Source organism: Micromonospora sp. CNZ285, assembly GCF_004637285.1.
The window spans coordinates 6,817,787-6,834,761 of sequence record NZ_SPQD01000001.1 but is presented as its reverse complement, the minus strand read 5'-3'; the positions used below and the strand labels follow the sequence as shown (position 1 = coordinate 6,834,761).

General features: G+C 74.2%; 16 protein-coding genes. 3 read left to right on the top strand and 13 right to left on the bottom strand.

Features of this window, described 5'->3' with window-relative positions:
* Window positions 1-54: 54 nt before the first annotated feature.
* Window positions 55-249, bottom strand: coding sequence for a hypothetical protein (locus CLT75_RS31695; RefSeq protein WP_013284566.1), 195 nt, complete (start codon window positions 247-249; stop codon window positions 55-57).
* 372 nt (window positions 250-621) lie between these two features.
* On the opposite strand from CLT75_RS31695, the gene CLT75_RS31690 reads away from it, so the two are divergent.
* Together CLT75_RS31690 and CLT75_RS31685 are read left to right on the top strand one after the other, a co-directional pair.
* Window positions 622-1,821 (top strand): CAP domain-containing protein, encoded by a 1,200-nt coding sequence (locus CLT75_RS31690; RefSeq protein ID WP_135243743.1) that lies wholly within the window; start codon window positions 622-624, stop codon window positions 1,819-1,821.
* A 77-nt stretch (window positions 1,822-1,898) separates the two neighbouring features.
* Window positions 1,899-2,768 carry an endo alpha-1,4 polygalactosaminidase gene (locus CLT75_RS31685; protein WP_135243742.1) on the top strand — a complete coding sequence of 290 codons (870 nt, stop codon included), beginning with the start codon at window positions 1,899-1,901 and terminating at the stop codon, window positions 2,766-2,768.
* An 81-nt stretch (window positions 2,769-2,849) separates the two neighbouring features.
* Here CLT75_RS31685 and CLT75_RS31680 read toward each other — a convergent pair whose 3' ends face one another.
* From CLT75_RS31680 to rsmD, 9 genes are all read right to left on the bottom strand, one after another.
* On the bottom strand, window positions 2,850-5,063 hold the full coding sequence (locus CLT75_RS31680; protein ID WP_135243741.1) for an MMPL family transporter: 2,214 nt from the start codon (window positions 5,061-5,063) through the stop codon (window positions 2,850-2,852).
* Window positions 5,064-5,302: 239 nt separating this feature from the next.
* Entirely contained in the window at window positions 5,303-6,160 is an 858-nt protein-coding gene (gene mutM / locus CLT75_RS31675) for a bifunctional DNA-formamidopyrimidine glycosylase/DNA-(apurinic or apyrimidinic site) lyase (RefSeq protein WP_135243740.1), read from the bottom strand.
* Window positions 6,153-6,974 carry a ribonuclease III gene (gene rnc, locus CLT75_RS31670; protein WP_135243739.1) on the bottom strand — a complete coding sequence of 274 codons (822 nt, stop codon included), beginning with the start codon at window positions 6,972-6,974 and terminating at the stop codon, window positions 6,153-6,155. The genes mutM and rnc overlap by 8 nt, the downstream gene beginning before the upstream one ends.
* Window positions 6,971-7,930, bottom strand: a complete 960-nt coding sequence (locus tag CLT75_RS31665; RefSeq protein ID WP_209310512.1) for a phosphate acetyl/acyltransferase — start codon at window positions 7,928-7,930, stop codon at window positions 6,971-6,973. Before CLT75_RS31665 ends, rnc begins: the two co-directional genes overlap by 4 nt.
* Window positions 7,931-8,062: 132 nt before the next feature.
* Window positions 8,063-8,236, bottom strand: coding sequence for a 50S ribosomal protein L32 (rpmF, locus tag CLT75_RS31660; protein WP_030500827.1), 174 nt, complete (start codon window positions 8,234-8,236; stop codon window positions 8,063-8,065).
* A gap of 5 nt (window positions 8,237-8,241) precedes the next feature.
* Window positions 8,242-8,805, bottom strand: coding sequence for a YceD family protein (locus tag CLT75_RS31655; protein ID WP_135243737.1), 564 nt, complete (start codon window positions 8,803-8,805; stop codon window positions 8,242-8,244).
* 124 nt (window positions 8,806-8,929) lie between these two features.
* Window positions 8,930-9,427, bottom strand: coding sequence for an SPFH domain-containing protein (locus CLT75_RS31650; protein ID WP_135243736.1), 498 nt, complete (start codon window positions 9,425-9,427; stop codon window positions 8,930-8,932).
* A 253-nt stretch (window positions 9,428-9,680) separates the two neighbouring features.
* Window positions 9,681-10,157 carry a pantetheine-phosphate adenylyltransferase gene (gene coaD, locus CLT75_RS31645; RefSeq protein WP_135243735.1) on the bottom strand — a complete coding sequence of 159 codons (477 nt, stop codon included), beginning with the start codon at window positions 10,155-10,157 and terminating at the stop codon, window positions 9,681-9,683.
* The gene (rsmD, locus tag CLT75_RS31640) at window positions 10,154-10,717 is read right to left on the bottom strand and encodes a 16S rRNA (guanine(966)-N(2))-methyltransferase RsmD (protein ID WP_135243734.1); all 564 of its coding nucleotides are present in this window, start codon (window positions 10,715-10,717) and stop codon (window positions 10,154-10,156) included. Before rsmD ends, coaD begins: the two co-directional genes overlap by 4 nt.
* A 246-nt stretch (window positions 10,718-10,963) precedes the next feature.
* Here rsmD and CLT75_RS31635 point away from each other — a divergent pair, with 246 nt between their 5' ends.
* Window positions 10,964-11,917, top strand: coding sequence for a cell wall anchor protein (locus CLT75_RS31635; protein WP_135243733.1), 954 nt, complete (start codon window positions 10,964-10,966; stop codon window positions 11,915-11,917).
* A 67-nt stretch (window positions 11,918-11,984) separates the two neighbouring features.
* Here the strand turns inward: CLT75_RS31635 and CLT75_RS31630 are convergent, their stop codons facing one another.
* From CLT75_RS31630 to CLT75_RS31620, 3 genes are all read right to left on the bottom strand, one after another.
* Window positions 11,985-12,920 (bottom strand): serine hydrolase domain-containing protein, encoded by a 936-nt coding sequence (locus tag CLT75_RS31630; protein WP_135243732.1) that lies wholly within the window; start codon window positions 12,918-12,920, stop codon window positions 11,985-11,987.
* A 75-nt stretch (window positions 12,921-12,995) separates the two neighbouring features.
* A complete protein-coding gene (gene recG / locus CLT75_RS31625; RefSeq protein ID WP_135243731.1) occupies window positions 12,996-15,197 on the bottom strand; it encodes an ATP-dependent DNA helicase RecG in 2,202 nt (733 codons plus the stop codon).
* Complete coding sequence (locus CLT75_RS31620; RefSeq protein WP_135243730.1) at window positions 15,194-16,807, bottom strand: DAK2 domain-containing protein; 1,614 nt, start codon at window positions 16,805-16,807, stop codon at window positions 15,194-15,196. The genes recG and CLT75_RS31620 overlap by 4 nt, the downstream gene beginning before the upstream one ends.
* Window positions 16,808-16,975 lie beyond the last annotated feature (168 nt).

The following is a 16,975-nucleotide window of genomic DNA, read 5'->3' as shown; positions in this document are numbered from 1 at the left end:
GAGTGTCGGCGCGCTTTTCGGTGTGGTGCGATTCAGTTTTCCGACAACTGGAGATCAGGTCAGTGCGGGCTCGGCCAGACGGAGGAGGTCATCGGCCTCCGCCGCTGCCGCCGCAAGCCGATCGTTGTCGGCGCGCAGACGCGTGATCTCGAACTCCAGTGCCTGAACCCTGGCACGCAGTCGGGTGACCTCGTCGAGCAGACGCCGGTCGGGCGCTGCACTTACGTGGCCGTAGAGGGCCTTCGCCATGCTGACTCCTTGATGTGCGCTGCCGGAAAGGCCGGCCAACGCGCGCCCATGATGTTCGCGGCTGCCATTCCCACTGCATCGGGGCATGGCTGGGCGCGACTGGCGACACCTACATATTGAGCCGAAACCCCCTCCTTCGTCAAGTTGACCAAGGCCGTAGATCATCTCCACGTCTGCCGGTCCACTCGCCGGGGGGCTGCCACAAGGCGCGGACACGCTCTGTCCGGACGCCTTTACTGTACGCCGGAAATGCGTGAACGACTCATCCTCGCCGCCGGCTTCGCCTTAACTCTTTCTTAGCCACGTTGCCGCAGCTTGGAGCGCGCCCGTAGCGTCACCCGGGCCCGCAACCGACCCGTGGAGGGGACAGGCGTGTACCGCTGGAACGACCCGATCGAACCGGAGGGCGCCCGCCGGCGTCCCGAGCCGCCGACCGACGAGGGTCCGGCGTGGCTCAGCGACCGGCCCGAGCCGCGGTCGTCGTACCTGTTCGGGGACGCCGCGCAGCGGCCGCCCGCCGGTCCGGCCCCCGCGGGCTACGGCCCGGAGAACGCGCCCCCGGCACCCCGGGACCGGTGGAACGGCGAGGAGCAGCACACCGCCGCGTGGCACGGCCAGGAGCCCGCATGGCAGGGCCAGGACCAGCACGGCGCGTGGCAGGGCCACGAGCAGCCGGCCACCTGGCAGGGCCGGGAACAGCCCGCCGCCTGGCCGGGGCAGGAGCAGCCGGCCGGTGGCTGGGAGCAGCCCACCGCGACCTGGCAGCCGGCGACCGACACCCCGGCCGACGACCGGCGGCGCCCGAAGCGGCGCCTGTCCCGGCCGCTCGTGATCGGCGGGGCCGCCGCCGCGGCGACGCTCGTGGTGAGCCTCGGCGTGGGCGCCGTCCTGCTGCCCGGCGACGACCAGGGCACTCAGCGCACCTCCGCCGACGCGCCGGTGGCCGCCGCGCCGCAGGCGCCCGACGGGACCGATGACGGACCCGCCGCGCTCGCGCCCGAGTCGGCGAGCCCGTCCGCCGTACCGACCACCGCCGCGCCGAGCCCGACGAAGAAGGCCACCCCGAAGCCGAGCCGCAGCACCGCCCCGTCGCGGCAGCAGGAGCGCAGCAGCGCCCCCGGCGGCGGGTCGAGCAGTGGCGGGTCCAGCGGCGGCTCCACGAGCACCAAGACCACCGCCACGACCGGGCTCAGCGCGGAACTCCAGAAGGTCGTCACGATCGTCAACCAGGAGCGGGCGAAGGCCGGCTGCAAGGCGCTCACCGTCAACGCCAAGCTGAACCTGGCCGCCCAGCGGCACAGCCAGGACCAGGCCGACCACCAGAAGATGGACCACACGGGCAGCGACGGCAGCCAGCCCTGGGACCGGGTCAAGGCCGCCGGCTACAGCTACCGCATGGTGGGCGAGAACGTGGCCTGGAACTACCAGACCCCGGCGGCGGTCATGGAGGGCTGGATGAACTCCGAGGGCCACCGGAAGAACATCCTCAACTGCTCGTACACCCAGATCGGGGTGGGTGTGGCGCGCAGCAACGGGCCGTACTGGACGCAGGTCTTCGCCACCCCGAGCTGACCGCGCGTCGTGACCGGCCCGGCGCTCGTTGACCGGTCGGGGGCGGCGTCGGGCCGCCCGCGTCCGGGGAGCTGTCGATGCGGATCCGGCCGGTGTGGGCCGTGCCGCGCTCCCGGCCGGCCCACGTCCGCCGACGTGGCCCGCGCCGGGGCGTGGCGCTCGCGCTGACCGCGCTGCTGCTCGCCCCGGTGCCGGCCTGCCGCCGGCCGGTCACGCCCCCCGGCGCGCCCACGCCCTGGCCGGCGGCGCAGGCCGACAGCTGGCGGTGGCAGTGGCAGCTCACCACCCCGGTGGACCTCACAGTCGACGCCGACGTCTTCCTCCTCGACCCGGTGGCGACCACCTCGGCCGAGACCGCCGCGCTGCGCGAGCGGGGCCGCCGGCTGGTCTGCCACGTCCGGGTCGGCACGTACGCCGCCGACGACCCGGACGCCACCCGCTTCCCCACCGCCGTGCGCGGCGCGGGCGTGCCGGGGCGGCCGGGGAGCCGTTTCCTGGACCTACGGGGCTGGGACGCGCTCGCGCCGGTGCTGGCCGACCGGTTCCGGCTGTGCCGGGGCAAGGGCTTCGGCGCGGTGGCGCTCGCAGACGCGGACGGCTACCGGCACCGCTCCGGCTTCCCGCTGGACTTCGACGACCAGTTGCTGTTCAACCGCCGGCTGGCCGGGCTGGCCCGCAAGCTGGACCTCTCTCCCGGCCTGGTCGACGACGTGCCGCAGGTGGCCGCGCTGGCCCCCGACTTCGACTTCGCGGTCAACCAGGAGTGCGTACGCCGCCGCGAGTGCGCGAAGCTGCTGCCGTTCGTCGACGCCGGCAAGCCGGTCTTCCACGTCGAGTACACCGGCGAGCCGGCCGACTTCTGCGTCACCTCGGTCGGCTACGGCTTCGCCTCGATCCGCAAGGACCGCCAGTTGGACGCCTGGCGGGAGCCGTGCGCCCTGCCGTGACGCCATCGGAGAGCGACACGCCCGGGAGCGGTGGCTCCCGGGCGTGTCACGGGGAACGGATGCCGCCGGGGCGGCCCCGGGTCAGCGGGCGCCGACCAGCTCCGGCGCCGGGGCGGGCGGCGGCTCGACCGCCGGGACGGGCCGCCGGCGGCGCATGAAGCGCGGCGCCCACCAGTTCGCGTCGCCGAGCAGCGTCATCACCGAGGGCAGCACGACCGCGCGGATGATCGTGGCGTCCAGCAGGATCGCCGCCGCCAGGCCGATGCCGAGCTGCTTGAAATCGATCATGCTGAGTGTGGCGAAGATGGAGAACACCGCCACCATCACCACCGCCGCGCTGGTCACCACGCCGGCCGACGAGGTGATGCCGTGCGCCACCGCCTCCCGGGTGGGCATGCCCCGGTCGACCGCCTCGCGGATCCGGCTGACCACGAAGACGTGGTAGTCCATCGACAGTCCGAAAAGCACCACGAACAGGAACAGCGGCAGCCAGGTGACGATCGCGTCCATCGAGGTGAAGCCGAGCAGCCCCTCCGCCCAGGTGCTCTGGAAGACCAGCACCAGCAGCCCGTACGCGGCGCCGGCGGAGAGCAGGTTCAGCACGATCGAGGTCAGCGCCACCACGATCGACCGGAACGTCCACGCCATCACCAGGAACGTCAGCGCCAGCACGAACGCCGCGACGATCGGCAGCTTCGCCCAGATGTGGGCGGCGTAGTCCTCGCTGGCGGCCACGCCGCCGCCGACCGCGTACTCGACGCCCGGGATGCCGCCGAGCGTGGCCGGGACCAGGTCCTCACGCAGCTCGTGCAGCGACCGGGACGCCTCGTCGGAGCGGCTGGCGTGCGGCGTGGCCACCTCCAGCACCGACACCCGCCGGTCCGCCGACACCTGGATCTCCGGGCCGTCCCCCTCGGCCGGCGCGAAGAGCGGGTCGGCGGCGGTACGGCCGGCCAGGTCGGTGAGCGCGGCCCGCACCCGGTCGGCCTGCTCGGCCGGCGCCCGCACGGCGACCGTGTGGCTGGTGCCGTTGCTCGGGAAGGCCGCGGTGAGCCGGTCGTACGCCTGCATGGCGGCGGTGGTGCGCGGCACGTCCTCCGGGCCGGGGAACTTCAGCTTCATGCCGAGCGCGGGCGCGGCGAGGGCGAGCAGCAGCGCGACCGAGATCAGCAGCGTGGCCACCGGCGCGCGCAGCGCCGGCTTGAGCACCGCCGGCCAGAACCGGGGCCGGGCCGGCTGCCCGTTGCGCGGCGCGGTGAGGCGCCACAGCAGCGGCACCCGCGGCCGGTCCACCCAGCGGCCCAGCTTCGCCAGCAGCGCCGGCAGCACGGTGAGCGAGCCGATCACGGCGACCGCCACCACCAGGATCGAGCCGACCGCCAGCGAGGAGAAGATCGCGTCCTGGGCGAGCAGCAGGCCGCCCATCGAGATGATCACGGCGGTGCCGGAGACCACCACGGCGTGCCCGGAGGTCTCCGCCGCGATCTCCACCGCGTCCAGGCCGGAGCGGCCCTTCGCCCGTTCCTCCCGTTCCCGCCGCACGTAGAACAGCGAGTAGTCCACGCCGACCGCCATGCCGATCAGCAGGATGACGCTGGCCGTGGTGTCGGTGGCCGGCACCAGGTGCGAGGCGAGTGTGGAGAGACCCATCGCGGCGGCCACCGAGGACAGCGCCAGCAGTACCGGCACCCCGGCGGCGATCAGCGCGCCGAACGCGATGATCAGGATGGCCAGCGTCACCGGCAGGCTCAGCAGCTCGGCGCGCTTGAAGTCCTTGCCGAGCGTGTCGTCGAGCGCCTTGTCGATCGACGGGCCGCCGACCTGCTCCACCCGCAGTTGCGGGTGCGCGTCCTGCACCTTCGCGGTGGTGTCCCGCAGCGGCTGCACCCGGTCCCCGGCGGTGCCCGGGTCGCCCGACATGGTGATCGGCACCAGCAGCGCGCTGCCGTCGCGCGACGGCATCGGCGTACCGATCGAGGCCACACCGTCGACCTGCCGCAGCCGGTCCGCCGCGTCCTGCGCGGCGGCCTTCGCCGCGGCCTGGTCGAGCGAACCCGAACGGGCGGTGATCAGCACGTTCTCGGTCGCCGGCCGGTCGAACCCGCCACTGTCGACGATCAGCTGTGCCTGTCCGAACTCGCCGATCGCCTGATCCTCGTCGGTCGCCTCGTTCAGCCCGGCGGCGCTGCCGCCCACGAAACACACCGCCACGAAGACCACCCACAACGCGATCGCGCGCCACGGATGCTCCGCACTCCACCGTGCCAGCCGCACGGTCACCGGTCGCCTGCCCATGTCCCGGGTTCCACCCTCCTGATGCCGGCCCTGTGCCGACCCCAGATGACGCTAGGCAGCAGGCGGGGCCCCGACATCGGGGAACGGCCCCCGCTCGTCCCCGATCCGCCGGGCGAGGTCCGCACGGCCGGAACCGGCCGCGCGGACCGGGCGGAAAAGGGCATCTCCGGGTACGCTCCGGCGCGTCTCCGGGGACCGTCCGGCGATGCACACCGGCGCAACCCCGAACCGGCTCGGGGTCATCCCCGGAGGGTGCCCCGGGGCCGCGGCTGGCATCGCGGGCAGCTGTAGGAGGACCGGTTCATGAACGCCTCCCGCCGGATCGGCGCGCCGCAGCGCGGGCAGGGCTCCCCCTCCCGGCCGTACGCGTTGAGCGACCGGTCGAAGTAGCCGCTCTCGCCGTTGACGTTGACGTACAGCTCGTCGAAGCTGGTGCCGCCCTGCTTGATCGCCTCGGCGAGCACGTCCCGCACGTGCCCGAGCAGCCGCAGCGCGGCCGGACGGGTCAGCGCGTCGGCCGGGCGGGTGCCGTGCAGCTTCGCCCGCCACAGTGCCTCGTCGGCGTAGATGTTGCCCACCCCGGAGATCAGTGTCTGGTCGAGCAGCGCGCGTTTGATCTCCGTACGCTTGCGCCGCAGCGCCGCCACGAACGCCTCGTCGGAGAACTCCGGGTCCATCGGGTCCCGGGCGATGTGGGCGATCTCGGCGGGCAGCTCCGCCCCGCCTTCGGACACGGACAGCCCGCCGAACGTGCGCTGGTCGACGAAGCGCAGCTCCGGCCCGTCGTCGGCGAACCGGAACCGGACCCGCAGGTGCAGTTCGTCGGCCGCGCCGACCGGCTGCAGCAGCAGCTGGCCGGACATGCCGAGGTGGCCGATCACCGCGTCGCCGCTGTCCAGCGGCAGCCAGAGGTACTTGCCGCGGCGGCGTACCCCGGTGATCGTTCGGCCGGCGAGCACGTCGGCGAAGTGCGCACTGCCGGGCGCGTGCCGGCGTACCGCCCGGGGGTGGCGCACCTCGACGGCGGCGATCCGGCGGCCGATCACCCACTGGGCGAGTCCCACCCGGACGGTCTCGACCTCGGGCAGCTCAGGCACGGCCCGCGCCCGCCTCCACGTCGGTGGTGTCGTCCTGCGGGCTCGTCTCCGCCTCGGCCCGCGCCGCCGCCTCGGCCTGTGCCGCCGCCGCGGCCTCGGCCTCGGCCTGCTCGGTGAGCGTCCGCCAGGCCGACTCGGCCGCGCGCTGCTCGGCCTCCTTCTTGCTGCGCCCCTCCGCGCCGCCGTAGCGGTTGCCGGCCACCACCACCCAGGCGGTGAACGTCTTGAGGTGATCCGGCCCGGTGCCCTCGATCCGATACTCGGGCACGCCGAGCCCGAGCGCGGCGGTCAGCTCCTGGAGGCTGGTCTTCCAGTCCAGCGCCGCGCCCCGGCCCGCCGACTCGGCCATCAGCGGGTCGAACAGCCGGTGGATGACGATGGCGGCGGTGTCCAGGCCGTACTGGAGGTAGATCGCGCCCAGCAGCGCCTCCAGCGTGTCGGCCAGGATGCTCGCCTTGTCCCGTCCGCCGGTGGCCTCCTCGCCCTTGCCGAGCAGCAGGTACGCCCCGAGCCCGTCCGGGCCCAGGCCACGCGCCACGTCGGCGAGCGCCCGCATGTTGACCACGCTGGCACGCAGCTTCGCCAGCTGCCCCTCGGGCAGGTCGGGGTGGTTGTGGAACAGGGCTGTGGTGATCACCACGCCGAGTACCGAGTCGCCCAGGAACTCCAGCCGCTCGTTCGTGGGCAGGCCGCCGTTCTCGTACGCGTACGAGCGGTGGGTCAGCGCGCGTTCCAGCAGTTCCGGGTCGAGCGACACCCCGAAGGCCGCCTCCAGGTGGCCGACGGGAGCACGCCGCCGCTTGTCGTTGGTCATGGTGCTACCTCGGTGTCGTGTCGGTCAGGTGCGGGATCGTGCGGGATGTCGGCGAGCAGGTCGCGGGCGGTCCCGGCGGCGTCGCGGCGCCACAGGTGCGCGGCCAGCGCGATGCCGGAGGCGACGTCCTCGGCGCTGGCCGCGCCGTGGCACACGACCACGGTGCCGCCCACCCCGAGCAGCGCCGCGGCACGCGGGGCGCCGCCGCGTGACGGCGGGCCGCCGGCCATGGCGTACGCGCCCTCGATGGCCTTCAGCAGGACGTTTCCGGTGAAGCCGTCGGTCACCACGACGTCGGCGCGGGCGCCGAGCGAGATGTCGTACCCCTCGACCAGGCCGACGTAGCGGCCGTCGCAGGGCAGCGGCGCGGCGGCGAGCGCGGGCGCGGCGACGCGGCGCAGCCGGTCACCCTTGCCCGTCTCGAGGCCGACGGAGAGCAACCCGACGCGGGGCGCGGTGACGGCGTGGGCCACCGACGCGTAGGCGGCACCGAGGAGGGCGTGCCGGGCCAGCGTGGCCGGGCCGGGTTCGAGCGTGCCGCCGACGTCGAGCAGCACCACCGGCCCCTCGACGGCGGGCAGCGTGGCGGCGAGCGCCGGACGGCGTATCCCGGTCCAGCGGCCGAGGCCGAGCGCGGCGGCGGTCACTGTGGCGCCGGTCGAGCCGGCGGAGACGACCGCGTCGGCGAGCCCGTCGCGGACGGCCTGCACGGCGGTGCGTACCGTGCTCTCGCCGCGGGCGGCGGTGGGATGGTCGGCCATGCCGACGACGGTCCGCACCGGGCGGACCGTGACCCGGGCGCGCTGGGCCGGGTCGAGCGCACCGATCAGCTCGTCGGCCACCTCGATCGGGCCGACGAGCATCAGGTGCAGGGCGGGATCCGTGCGTACCGCTCGCAGAGCGCCGTCAACCACGACGGCGGGAGCATCGTCCCCGCCGAGGAGGTCGACGGCGATCCGCGCGGTGCCCGGCTCCGACGATCCGCCGACCGTGAACCGGTCGGCGGTGGCGGGAGCCGGGGCACCGGGCGAGAGCCTTGGTGCGCGCGTCACCCGACCGGTGGTCGGGGACGTCACTCGGCAGCCGGGTCAGACCTCGAGGACCTGACGGCCGTTGTAGGTGCCGCAGACGGAGCAGGCGGCGTGCGGCAGCTTGGCCGACTTGCACTGCGGGCAGGCCACGGTCGCCACCGCCGAGGCCTTCCAGTTCGCCCGGCGGGCGCGGGTGTTGCTGCGCGACATCTTGCGCTTGGGGACGGCCACGGTTCTTACTCCTCTGTACGGGTCAGTTGCGTCAGGCTCGCCCAACGCGGGTCGACCTGCTGATGGCTGTGGTCGGCCGGCAGATCGTCCCAGTGCACCCCACACTCGGGGCACAGGCCTGGGCAGTCCTCCCGGCAGAGCGGGTTCGTCGGCAGCGCCAGCACCACCGCGTCCCGCAACGCCGGCTCCAGGTCGATCAGATCGCCCTGCATCCGGCCCACCTCGTCCTCCTCGGTCGTGTCGTCCGTGGTGCTGTTCTCGTACGCGTACAGCTCCTGGATCGTCACGGCCAACGAGTCGTCGATCTCGCGCAGGCAGCGGCCGCACTCGCCCTTGACGGGACCGGTGACGGTCCCGGAGACGAGTACGCCCTCGGACACCGACTCCAACCTCAGGTCGAGGTCGAGGTCCGCGCCCTCCGGCACGCCGATCAACTCCACGCCGAGGTCCGCCGGTGCCGGCACGACCCGCTTGTGCGTACGCAACGCGCCAGGTCGGCGCGGCAGTTCCCTCGTGTCGAGGACCAGCGGCGACCTGGGGTTGAGTGTGCTTGGCGAGTGTTTGGGCATAGTCAGACTCCGGCCGTTGAGAGGCCGACAAAGAAGGTTACCTGCCAGACGGGCGGACCGTCGAACCGGGGGCTCGCCTCCGGCCCGGCGGGAGCCGGCTGTCGGCGACCGGCCCGCGCGCCGCTCAGAAGGGTAGCGGGCGGTCCGCCTCGTCCCCGCCGAAGGTCCCGATCTCGCGCAGCGCGTGCATCTTGTCCCGGCCGCGCTCTATCGAGGCCAGCGCCCGGGTGAGGAACTGCTCGAAGTTCGCCAGCGCGGTGTCGACGTAGTCGTCCACCTCCTCGCGGAGGCGCTGCGCCTCGGCCCGCGCCTCGGCGATGATCCGCGCGCCCTCGTGCTCGGCCGAGACGGTGATCTCGTTGACCGAGACGAGCCGGGCGTGTTCCGCCTCACCCTCGCTGATGATCCGGTCGGCCTCGCGCTTGCCGGCCTCCATGATCTTGTCCCGCTCCTCCAGCAGCGCGGCGGCCCGGCGCAGGTCGGCGGGAAGCTCCGCGCGCAGCTCGTCGAGCGCGGCGATCATCTCGCCCCGGTCGACCATGCAGTTGTTGCGCGACATCGGGACGGAGCGGGCCTGCTCCACCATGGCGATCAGTTCGTCGATGCGATCGAGCGGGTCCACCGGTACCTCACTCCTGTCTTCGTCGGCCGCCCTCCATCATGCGGCCTCGCGCCCGGTCTCGGCGCTGCAGACATCATGTCGCGCCCGAGCCACAACCACCCCACCCGCCCCACCCGGCGCGTCGCCCCGTCCGCGCCTCCCCCGCCCCTCTCCCCGGCGATCTTGCACTTGCGGCCCGGCGCTCGTCCCTTGCAGGAGGAATGTCCGGGCCGAAACTGCAAGATCGCGGGGGTCAGGCGGGCGGGGGCCCGGGTCAGGGGCGGAGGCGGGCGGAGAGCTGGGCTCGGACCAGGTCGGGGACGTGGGCGGAGATGTCGCCGCCCCACTTCGCCACGTCCTTGATCAGGCTGGACGAGATGAACGAGTAGAGCGGGTTGGTCGGCATGAAGAGCGTCTCCACGCCGGCCAGGCCGATGTTCATCTGGGCCATCTGCAACTCGTAGTCGAAGTCGCTCACCGCCCGCAGGCCCTTGATCAGCACACTCGCCTGCTGCGCCCGGCAGAAGTCGACGAGCAGGCCGCGGAACGACTCCACGCGGACGTTGTCGTACGAGGCGGTCACCTCGCGGAGCATCCCGATGCGCTCCTCGACCGTGAACAGGCCCTGCTTGGACTGGTTGACCAGCACTCCGACGATCACCTCGTCGAACAGCCGGCTGGCCCGGCCGATGATGTCGAGGTGTCCGTTGGTGACCGGGTCGAACGAGCCCGGGCAGACCGCACGTCTCATGATCGGCGACCGTACCAAAGAGTGGTCTCGCCGTAACGTCTGCTGCGCTCCGGAGTGACACCTTCCACCCACGTGACCGGTCCGGTACGGCTGGACCGCTCGACGATCACCAGGGCGTCCGGGGCGAGCCAGCCGCCGTCGACCAGCGCCGCCAGCATCGCGGTGATCTCGGCGTCCGGCACCGCGTACGGCGGATCGGCGAAGACCACGTCGTACGGCCCGCCGTCCGGACCGGCCGCCAGCACGGTGGCGACCCTGCCGGTGACCAGGCGGGCGGCCGGCGCGGCCCGCAGCGTGGCGATGTTCTCCCGGATCACCCGGGCGGCCCGCGCGTCGGACTCGACGAGCAGCACGTGGGCCGCGCCCCGGGACAGCGCCTCCAGACCGACCGCGCCGGAACCGGCGTACAGGTCGGCGAAGCGTGCCCCGTCCAGGTCGGCGTGCGAGTGCACGGCGCTGAACAGCGCCTCACGGACCCGGTCGGAGGTGGGCCGGGTACCGGCACCCGGTGGCGCGGCGATCCGCCGGCCGCCGAGCGTGCCGGCCACGATCCGGGTCACCGTCGCTCCCTGCGCATGCCCCGACGCTACGCGACGCCGCGAGGCGGGCACGACGTACCCGGCGCGACGATCCGTGACTCGACGTACATCAATGATCTCGAATACATAACAGACCCTTTACGACCCTTCGATCACGGTGACGCCCGCACTGTCGATCTCGCTAGGGTCTGGCCCGATTGCCGAGCGGACGCGTGGCTTCGGTCCCTCCGCCCGGCCTCTCCCATCCTCCCCTCGTCAGGAGTAGGCGTGAACCGTCTCCACCTCCGGCGTGCCGCCGTCCTCACCGCCGGCGCGCTGCTCGGCCTCGCGGGCGTCGCCACCGTCGCCGGCCCGGCCGCCGCCCACCACCCCGAGCCGTCCGGCAGCTACTGCGCCGCCGAGAACGGCAACGTCACCGTGACCTGGTCGGTGATCAGCAGCGAGACCGACATCTCCGGCCGCATCACCAAAGTCGAATCCACGGTGCCCGGCGCGATCAGCGGCGGGCTGGCGGTCGGCGCGGAACTGAAGCCGGCCGGCCAGGGCCCGCTGACCGGCACCCAGACCCACACGTTCACCGGCCCGATCCCGGAGCTGAAGCTGACCGTCGCCGCGCACTGGGAGCGGGGCCGCAAGTCGCACGACGGCGAGCGCACGGTGGTGGCCCGCCCGGGGCGGGACTGCGCGACGCAGAGCCCGTCGCCGTCGCCGTCGCCCAGCACGCCGCCGAGCCCCACGCCCACGCCGAGCACGCCCGCCTCGCCGACCCCGACGCCGTCGGCGTCCATCCCGCCGAGCCCGTCCACCCCGCCGGCGCCGTCCGCGCCGCCGGCCGAGCCAGGTGAACCGGTCTTCAAGCTGGACCAGGACTGCGACTCGATGACCTTCATCGTGGAGAACCCGGCCGACGGCATCGCCTTCACCGCCACGTTCACCACCGAGAAGGGCGAGAGCAGAAAGCTCGTCTCCGAGCCGGGCAAGGCCGGCTCGGTCGAGTTCGAGGCGTACCGGGGCCTCACCGTCACCGTGAAGTACGACGTGGCCGAGGAGTCCGAGACCATCCCGTACACCGCGCCGCGGGACTGCTCCGGGCAGGACGGCGGCCTGCCGGTGACCGGCCCGGCCGCGGGCGCCATCGCCGGTGGCGCGACGCTGCTGCTGGCCGCCGGCGCGGTGCTGTTCGTGGTGGCCCGTCGCCGCCGGATCCGCTTCACCGCCTGATCCGCTGATCCGCACCGAGGGCGCGCCGACCACCCGGCCGGCGCGCCCTCGCCGTGCGTACGGGCGGTCAGGCCGCGTCGAGCGCCGACGTGATCGTTCGCGGATCGACCTCGGCCCGGTTCGTCAGCAGCACGAGCCGCTGGTCGGAGTCGGGCAGCCAGGCGGCGAACGCCTTGTAGCCGCCGTTGTCCCCGGAGTGGTGCAGCGCCCGCCGGCCGGCCAGCGGGCCGACGAAGAAGCCGTAGCCGTACGCCTCGTCGGGCCGTCCGGTGGGCGCGTGCGGCGCGGTCATCGTCGCCACCGAGGCCGCGCCGAGCAGCCGGCCCCGGCGCGGTACGTCGAGCCAGGTGAGCAGGTCCGCCCCGGTGCACCACACGTCACCAGCGCCCAGGCTGACCGTCGTCAGGTCCCAGGACGGCACCGGACGGCCGACCTCGTGCCCGACCGCCACGTCCGCCCGCCCGTCGCCGGAACCGGCGAAGCTACCAGTCATGCCCAGCGGCGCGAAGACCTCCTCGGCGAGGAACTCGGCGTACGGCCGGTCGGCCACGCGCTCGACGGTCCGGGCCAGCAGCACGTAGCCGGGGCTGCTGTAGTGCCACCCGGCTCCGGGCCGGAACAGCGGCGGCAGCGCCGCGAACCGCTCCAGCAGTTCGTCCGGCTCGGCCGGCCCGTGCAGGTCGATCGCCGGGTAGTCCTCCCAGTGGCCCAGGCCCGACGTGTGGGTGAGCAGGTGGTGCAGCGTGATGCCGGACCACTGTGGCGGCGGTGTGCCGGGCAGCCGGCGTACCACCGGATCGGACAGGCTCAGCGCTCCCCGCTCGGCGAGCAGCAGCACCGCCACGGCGGCCATCTGCTTGCTGATCGAAGCGATCTGGAACCGCGTCGCCGCGGTGCACCGCCGGCCGGACGCCTCGTCGGCGACTCCGGCCACCCGGTCCACCACGAGTTCGTCGCCCCGGGTCAGCAGCAGCACGCCGTGTTCGAGTGATGGTGTCGACATCTGCGCGAGCCTAGGCACGCGACGCCCGCGCCGCAGTCCCGCGAAGCCGCACTGGGGCGCCGGCCGGGCCCGCCGTCAGCCCTTCTCCAGGTATTCGGCGCGCTCCTCGTCGACGAGCGCGGCGACCGACGCCGCCAGCGCCGGATGCCGGGAAAGATCCGGGTCTTCCTCGACCAGTTCGATCGCCTCGGCCCGCGCGTCGCGGATCAGCTCGGTGTCGCGCAGCAGCGACAGCAGCCGCAGGTGCGAGCGCCGGCCGGACTGGGTCGCGCCCAGCACGTCGCCCTCCCGGCGCTGCTCCAGGTCGAGTTCGGCGAGCTTGAAGCCGTCGGTGGTGGAGGCGACCGCGTCCAGCCGCTCCCGCGCGGAGGAGCCCTCGGCCGCCTCGGTCACCAGCAGGCACAGACCGGCGGCCGAGCCCCGGCCCACCCGGCCGCGCAACTGGTGCAGCTGGGAGACGCCGAACCGGTCGGCGTCCAGCACGATCATCACCGTCGCGTTCGGCACGTTCACGCCGACCTCGACCACTGTGGTCGCGACCAGCACGTCCAGTTCGCCGTCGGCGTACGCGCGCATCACCGCGTCCTTCTCGTCGGCCGGCAGCCGCCCGTGCAGCACCCCGATTCGCAGCCCGTGCAGCGGCCCCTCGGCCAGCAGCGGGGCCACCTCGGTCACGGCCAGCGGCGGGCGCCGCCCGTTGTCGTCCTCCCGCGGCGGCTCCTCGTCCGACACCGGGCCCTCGCCGATCCGCGGGCACACCACGTACGCCTGGTGGCCCTTCGTGACCTCCTCGCGCAACCGGCGCCAGGCCCGGTCGAGGAACGCCGGTTTCTCGGCGGCCGGGACCACGTGCGAGGCGATCGGCGAGCGGCCCTGCGGGAGCTGGGACAGCGTGGAGGTCTCCAGGTCGCCGTAGACGGTCATGGCCACGGTGCGCGGGATCGGGGTCGCGGTCATCACCAGCACGTGCGGCGGCTGCTCGGCCTTGGCGCGCAGCGCGTCGCGCTGCTCCACGCCGAAGCGGTGCTGCTCGTCCACCACCACCAGGCCGAGGTCGTGGAAGTCGACGCCCTCGTAGAGCAGGGCGTGCGTGCCGAGCACGATGCCGGCGCGCCCCTCGGCCACCTCGGCCAGCGCCCGGCGCCGGGCCGCCGCGCCGAGCGAGCCGGTGACCAGCTCCACCCGGGTGGCGTCGGCGGCGGCGCCCAGCTCACCGGCCCGGCCGAGCGGGCCGAGCAGGTCGAGGATGCCGCGGTGGTGCTGGGCGGCGAGCACCTCGGTCGGGGCCAGCAGCGCGGCCTGCCCACCGGCGTCAACCACCTGGAGCATGGCGCGCAGCGCCACCACCGTCTTGCCGGAGCCCACCTCGCCCTGGAGCAGCCGGTGCATCGGGTGCGGCCGGGCCAGGTCGGCGGCGATCTCCCGCCCGACGACCTGCTGGCCGGAGGTCAGCTCGTACGGCAGCCGGGCGTCGAACGCGTCGAGCAGGCCGCCCGCCTTCGCCGGCCGGGCCCGTCCCGGGGACGCCGCCGCCCGCTGCTTGCGCTGCACCAGCGTGAGCTGCACGGCGAACGCCTCGTCCCACTTCAGCCGGCGGCGGGCCCGGTAGAGCGCCTCCTTGCTGGTCGGGCGGTGGATCTCGCGCAGCGCGGTGCCGATGTCGGCCAGGTTGCGGGTGGCCCGCACGGTGGCCGGCAGCGGGTCCTCCGGCGGGGTGAACGTGTCGAGCACGACGCGGACGCAGCGGGCGATCACCCAGGTCGGTACCGCCGCCGCGGCCGGGTAGACCGGGATCAGCGCCCCGGCGAACTCCTCGACCTCCTCGTTCGCGGCCGCCTCGCCCTCGCCGCCCTCGCCGAGCAGGACGTACTCCGGGCCGTTGAGCTGCCGCTTGCCCCGGAACTCGGTCACCTTGCCGGCGAACAGCCCCCACCGACCGGGCCGCAGCTCCCGCTCGCGCCACGCCTGGTTGCCGAAGAACGTGCAGGTGAGCACGCCGCCGGAGCCGTCGCCGACGGTCACCTCCAGCAGGTTGCCGCGCCGCTGGCGCATCGGGCGCACCGCGGTGCGCTGCACCTGGGCGAGCACAGTGACCTGCTCCCCCACGTCGAGCGAGCGGATGTCGGTGTGCTCGCCGCGCTCGTCGTACCGGCGCGGGAAGTGGTAGATCAGGTCGCCCGCGGTGTGCAGGTCGAGATGCCCGGCCAGCGCCTTCGCCGTGCGCTCGCCGACCAGCTTCTTCAGCGGCGTGTCCACAGTGGCCGCTTCACCAGTCATTCGACCCCCACCAGGAGCGGATAGTGCGGCTGCCCGCCCTCGTACGCCTGCACCTCGACGAACGGCCAGGCCCCCTCGACGTGCGCGCGGACCCGGTCGGCCAGCCCGGCCGGCGCATCAGCGCCGCAGAGCAACGTGACCAGCTCACCGCCACCGCCGAGCATCCGGTCCACCACGGCGGTGCAGGTGTCGACCAGATCCTGCCCGATCAGGTGCACCTCGCCCTCGACCAGGGCCAGCACGTCACCCGGGCGGGCCGGACCGGCGACGGTGAGCGCCTCCCGGGCGGCGTGACAGACCTCGGCGTACCGGCAGGCGCCGGCCGCCTCGGCCATCGCGATCACGTCGTCCTCGAACCGCCGCTTCGGATCGCGGACGGCGAGCGCCGCGAGCGCCTGCACCGGTGAGCGGGTCGGCACCACGCTCACCTTCACGCCGAGGCCGTGCGCCTCCCGGGCCGCCGCGCTCGCCACCGACTGGGTGTTCGGGTCGTTCGGCAGCACCACCACCCGGGCGGCGCCGGTGGCCCGGATCGCGTCGAGCAGCTCACCGGTGGACGGGTTGGCGGGCACCACCACGGCGCCCTCGGCGGCGAACAGCTCCGCGATGCCCGCGCCGGTGGCGACCACCACGGCGGCCCGCCCCTCCGGCAGCGGCACCTGCGGCCCCGGCGCCGGGGCGGTCTGGTCGGCGAAGCGGGTCACGCTGATCCGGTGCGGGCGGCCGGCGACCACGCCCGCCTCGACCGCCGCCCCGATGTCGTTGACGTGCACGTGCACGTTCCAGGTGCCGGCGCCGTCGCCGACGATCGCCAGGGAGTCGCCGAGCGCGTCCAGCTCGGCGCGCAGCCGGGTCACCGCCTCGTCGGTGGCGTCGAGCAGGTACTGCACCTCGTAGGCGTACGCGTCGGAGCCGCTCTCCCGCACGGCGGTGACCGGCGCGCGGCGGGCGGGCGGCGCGGGCGCCGGCTGCCCCGGGCTCTCCCCCGTGATGACCTCGACCAGCGCGTCCAGCAGCAGGCACAGGCCGCGTCCGCCGGCGTCGACCACGCCCGCGCGGGCCAGCTCCGGCAACTGCTCGGGGGTACGCGCCAGCGCGTGGGCCGCCGCCTCGCTCGCGGCCCGGGCCACGGCGCGCAGGTCGTCGCTGTCCGCCCGGCGGGCCGCGTGCGCCGCGGCGGCGACCACGCTGAGCAGCGTGCCCTCGACCGGCCGGGCGACTGCGGCGTAGGCGGCGGCGGTGGCGTCGGCCAGCGCGTCGGCGAGCTGCCGCCCGCGCACCGCGGGCACGGCGGCGAGCGTGTCGGCGAGACCGCGCAGGATCTGCGAGAGGATCACCCCGGAGTTGCCGCGCGCCCCGAGCAGCGCGCCCCGGGCCATCAGCCGCAGCGCGTGCCCGTGCGGGGTGTGCCCGTCGTCGGGGAGGGTGCCGAGGTCCATCGCCAGGGCCTGCTGGGCGGAGGTGAACGTGAGCACCAGGTTGGTGCCGGTGTCGCCGTCGGGCACCGGGTAGACGTTCAGGTCGTCGATCTCGCCCTGGTGGGCCCGGAGGGCGGCCAGCCCGCTCGCGCACCAGCGGCGTACCGCTGCGGCGTCGAGGGTCTCCAGCACGTCGGGAAGCCTACTGGCGCGCACCGACACGCGCCGGGGTCGTCCGCCGCGTGTCCGCCCCGGCCGACGGCCCGGCCGGCACGCCGGTACGCTGGGTGGGCTCGCGAAAGGGCCGGTTGGGCGTACCGACTGTCATCGGGTAACCTGACCAGGTTGCCCGGGCAGCGC

Bases quoted from the DNA above. Each gene is read 5' to 3' on its own strand.
- CLT75_RS31695 (WP_013284566.1), bottom strand. From the start codon at position 249: ATGGCGAAGGCCCTCTACGGCCACGTAAGTGCAGCGCCCGACCGGCGT.
- CLT75_RS31685 (WP_135243742.1), top strand. From the start codon at position 1,899: ATGCGGATCCGGCCGGTGTGGGCCGTGCCGCGCTCCCGGCCGGCCCAC.
- CLT75_RS31680 (WP_135243741.1), bottom strand. From the start codon at position 5,063: ATGGGCAGGCGACCGGTGACCGTGCGGCTGGCACGGTGGAGTGCGGAG.
- rnc (WP_135243739.1), bottom strand. From the start codon at position 6,974: ATGACCAACGACAAGCGGCGGCGTGCTCCCGTCGGCCACCTGGAGGCG.
- CLT75_RS31655 (WP_135243737.1), bottom strand. From the start codon at position 8,805: ATGCCCAAACACTCGCCAAGCACACTCAACCCCAGGTCGCCGCTGGTC.
- coaD (WP_135243735.1), bottom strand. From the start codon at position 10,157: ATGAGACGTGCGGTCTGCCCGGGCTCGTTCGACCCGGTCACCAACGGA.
- CLT75_RS31630 (WP_135243732.1), bottom strand. From the start codon at position 12,920: ATGTCGACACCATCACTCGAACACGGCGTGCTGCTGCTGACCCGGGGC.
- recG (WP_135243731.1), bottom strand. From the start codon at position 15,197: ATGACTGGTGAAGCGGCCACTGTGGACACGCCGCTGAAGAAGCTGGTC.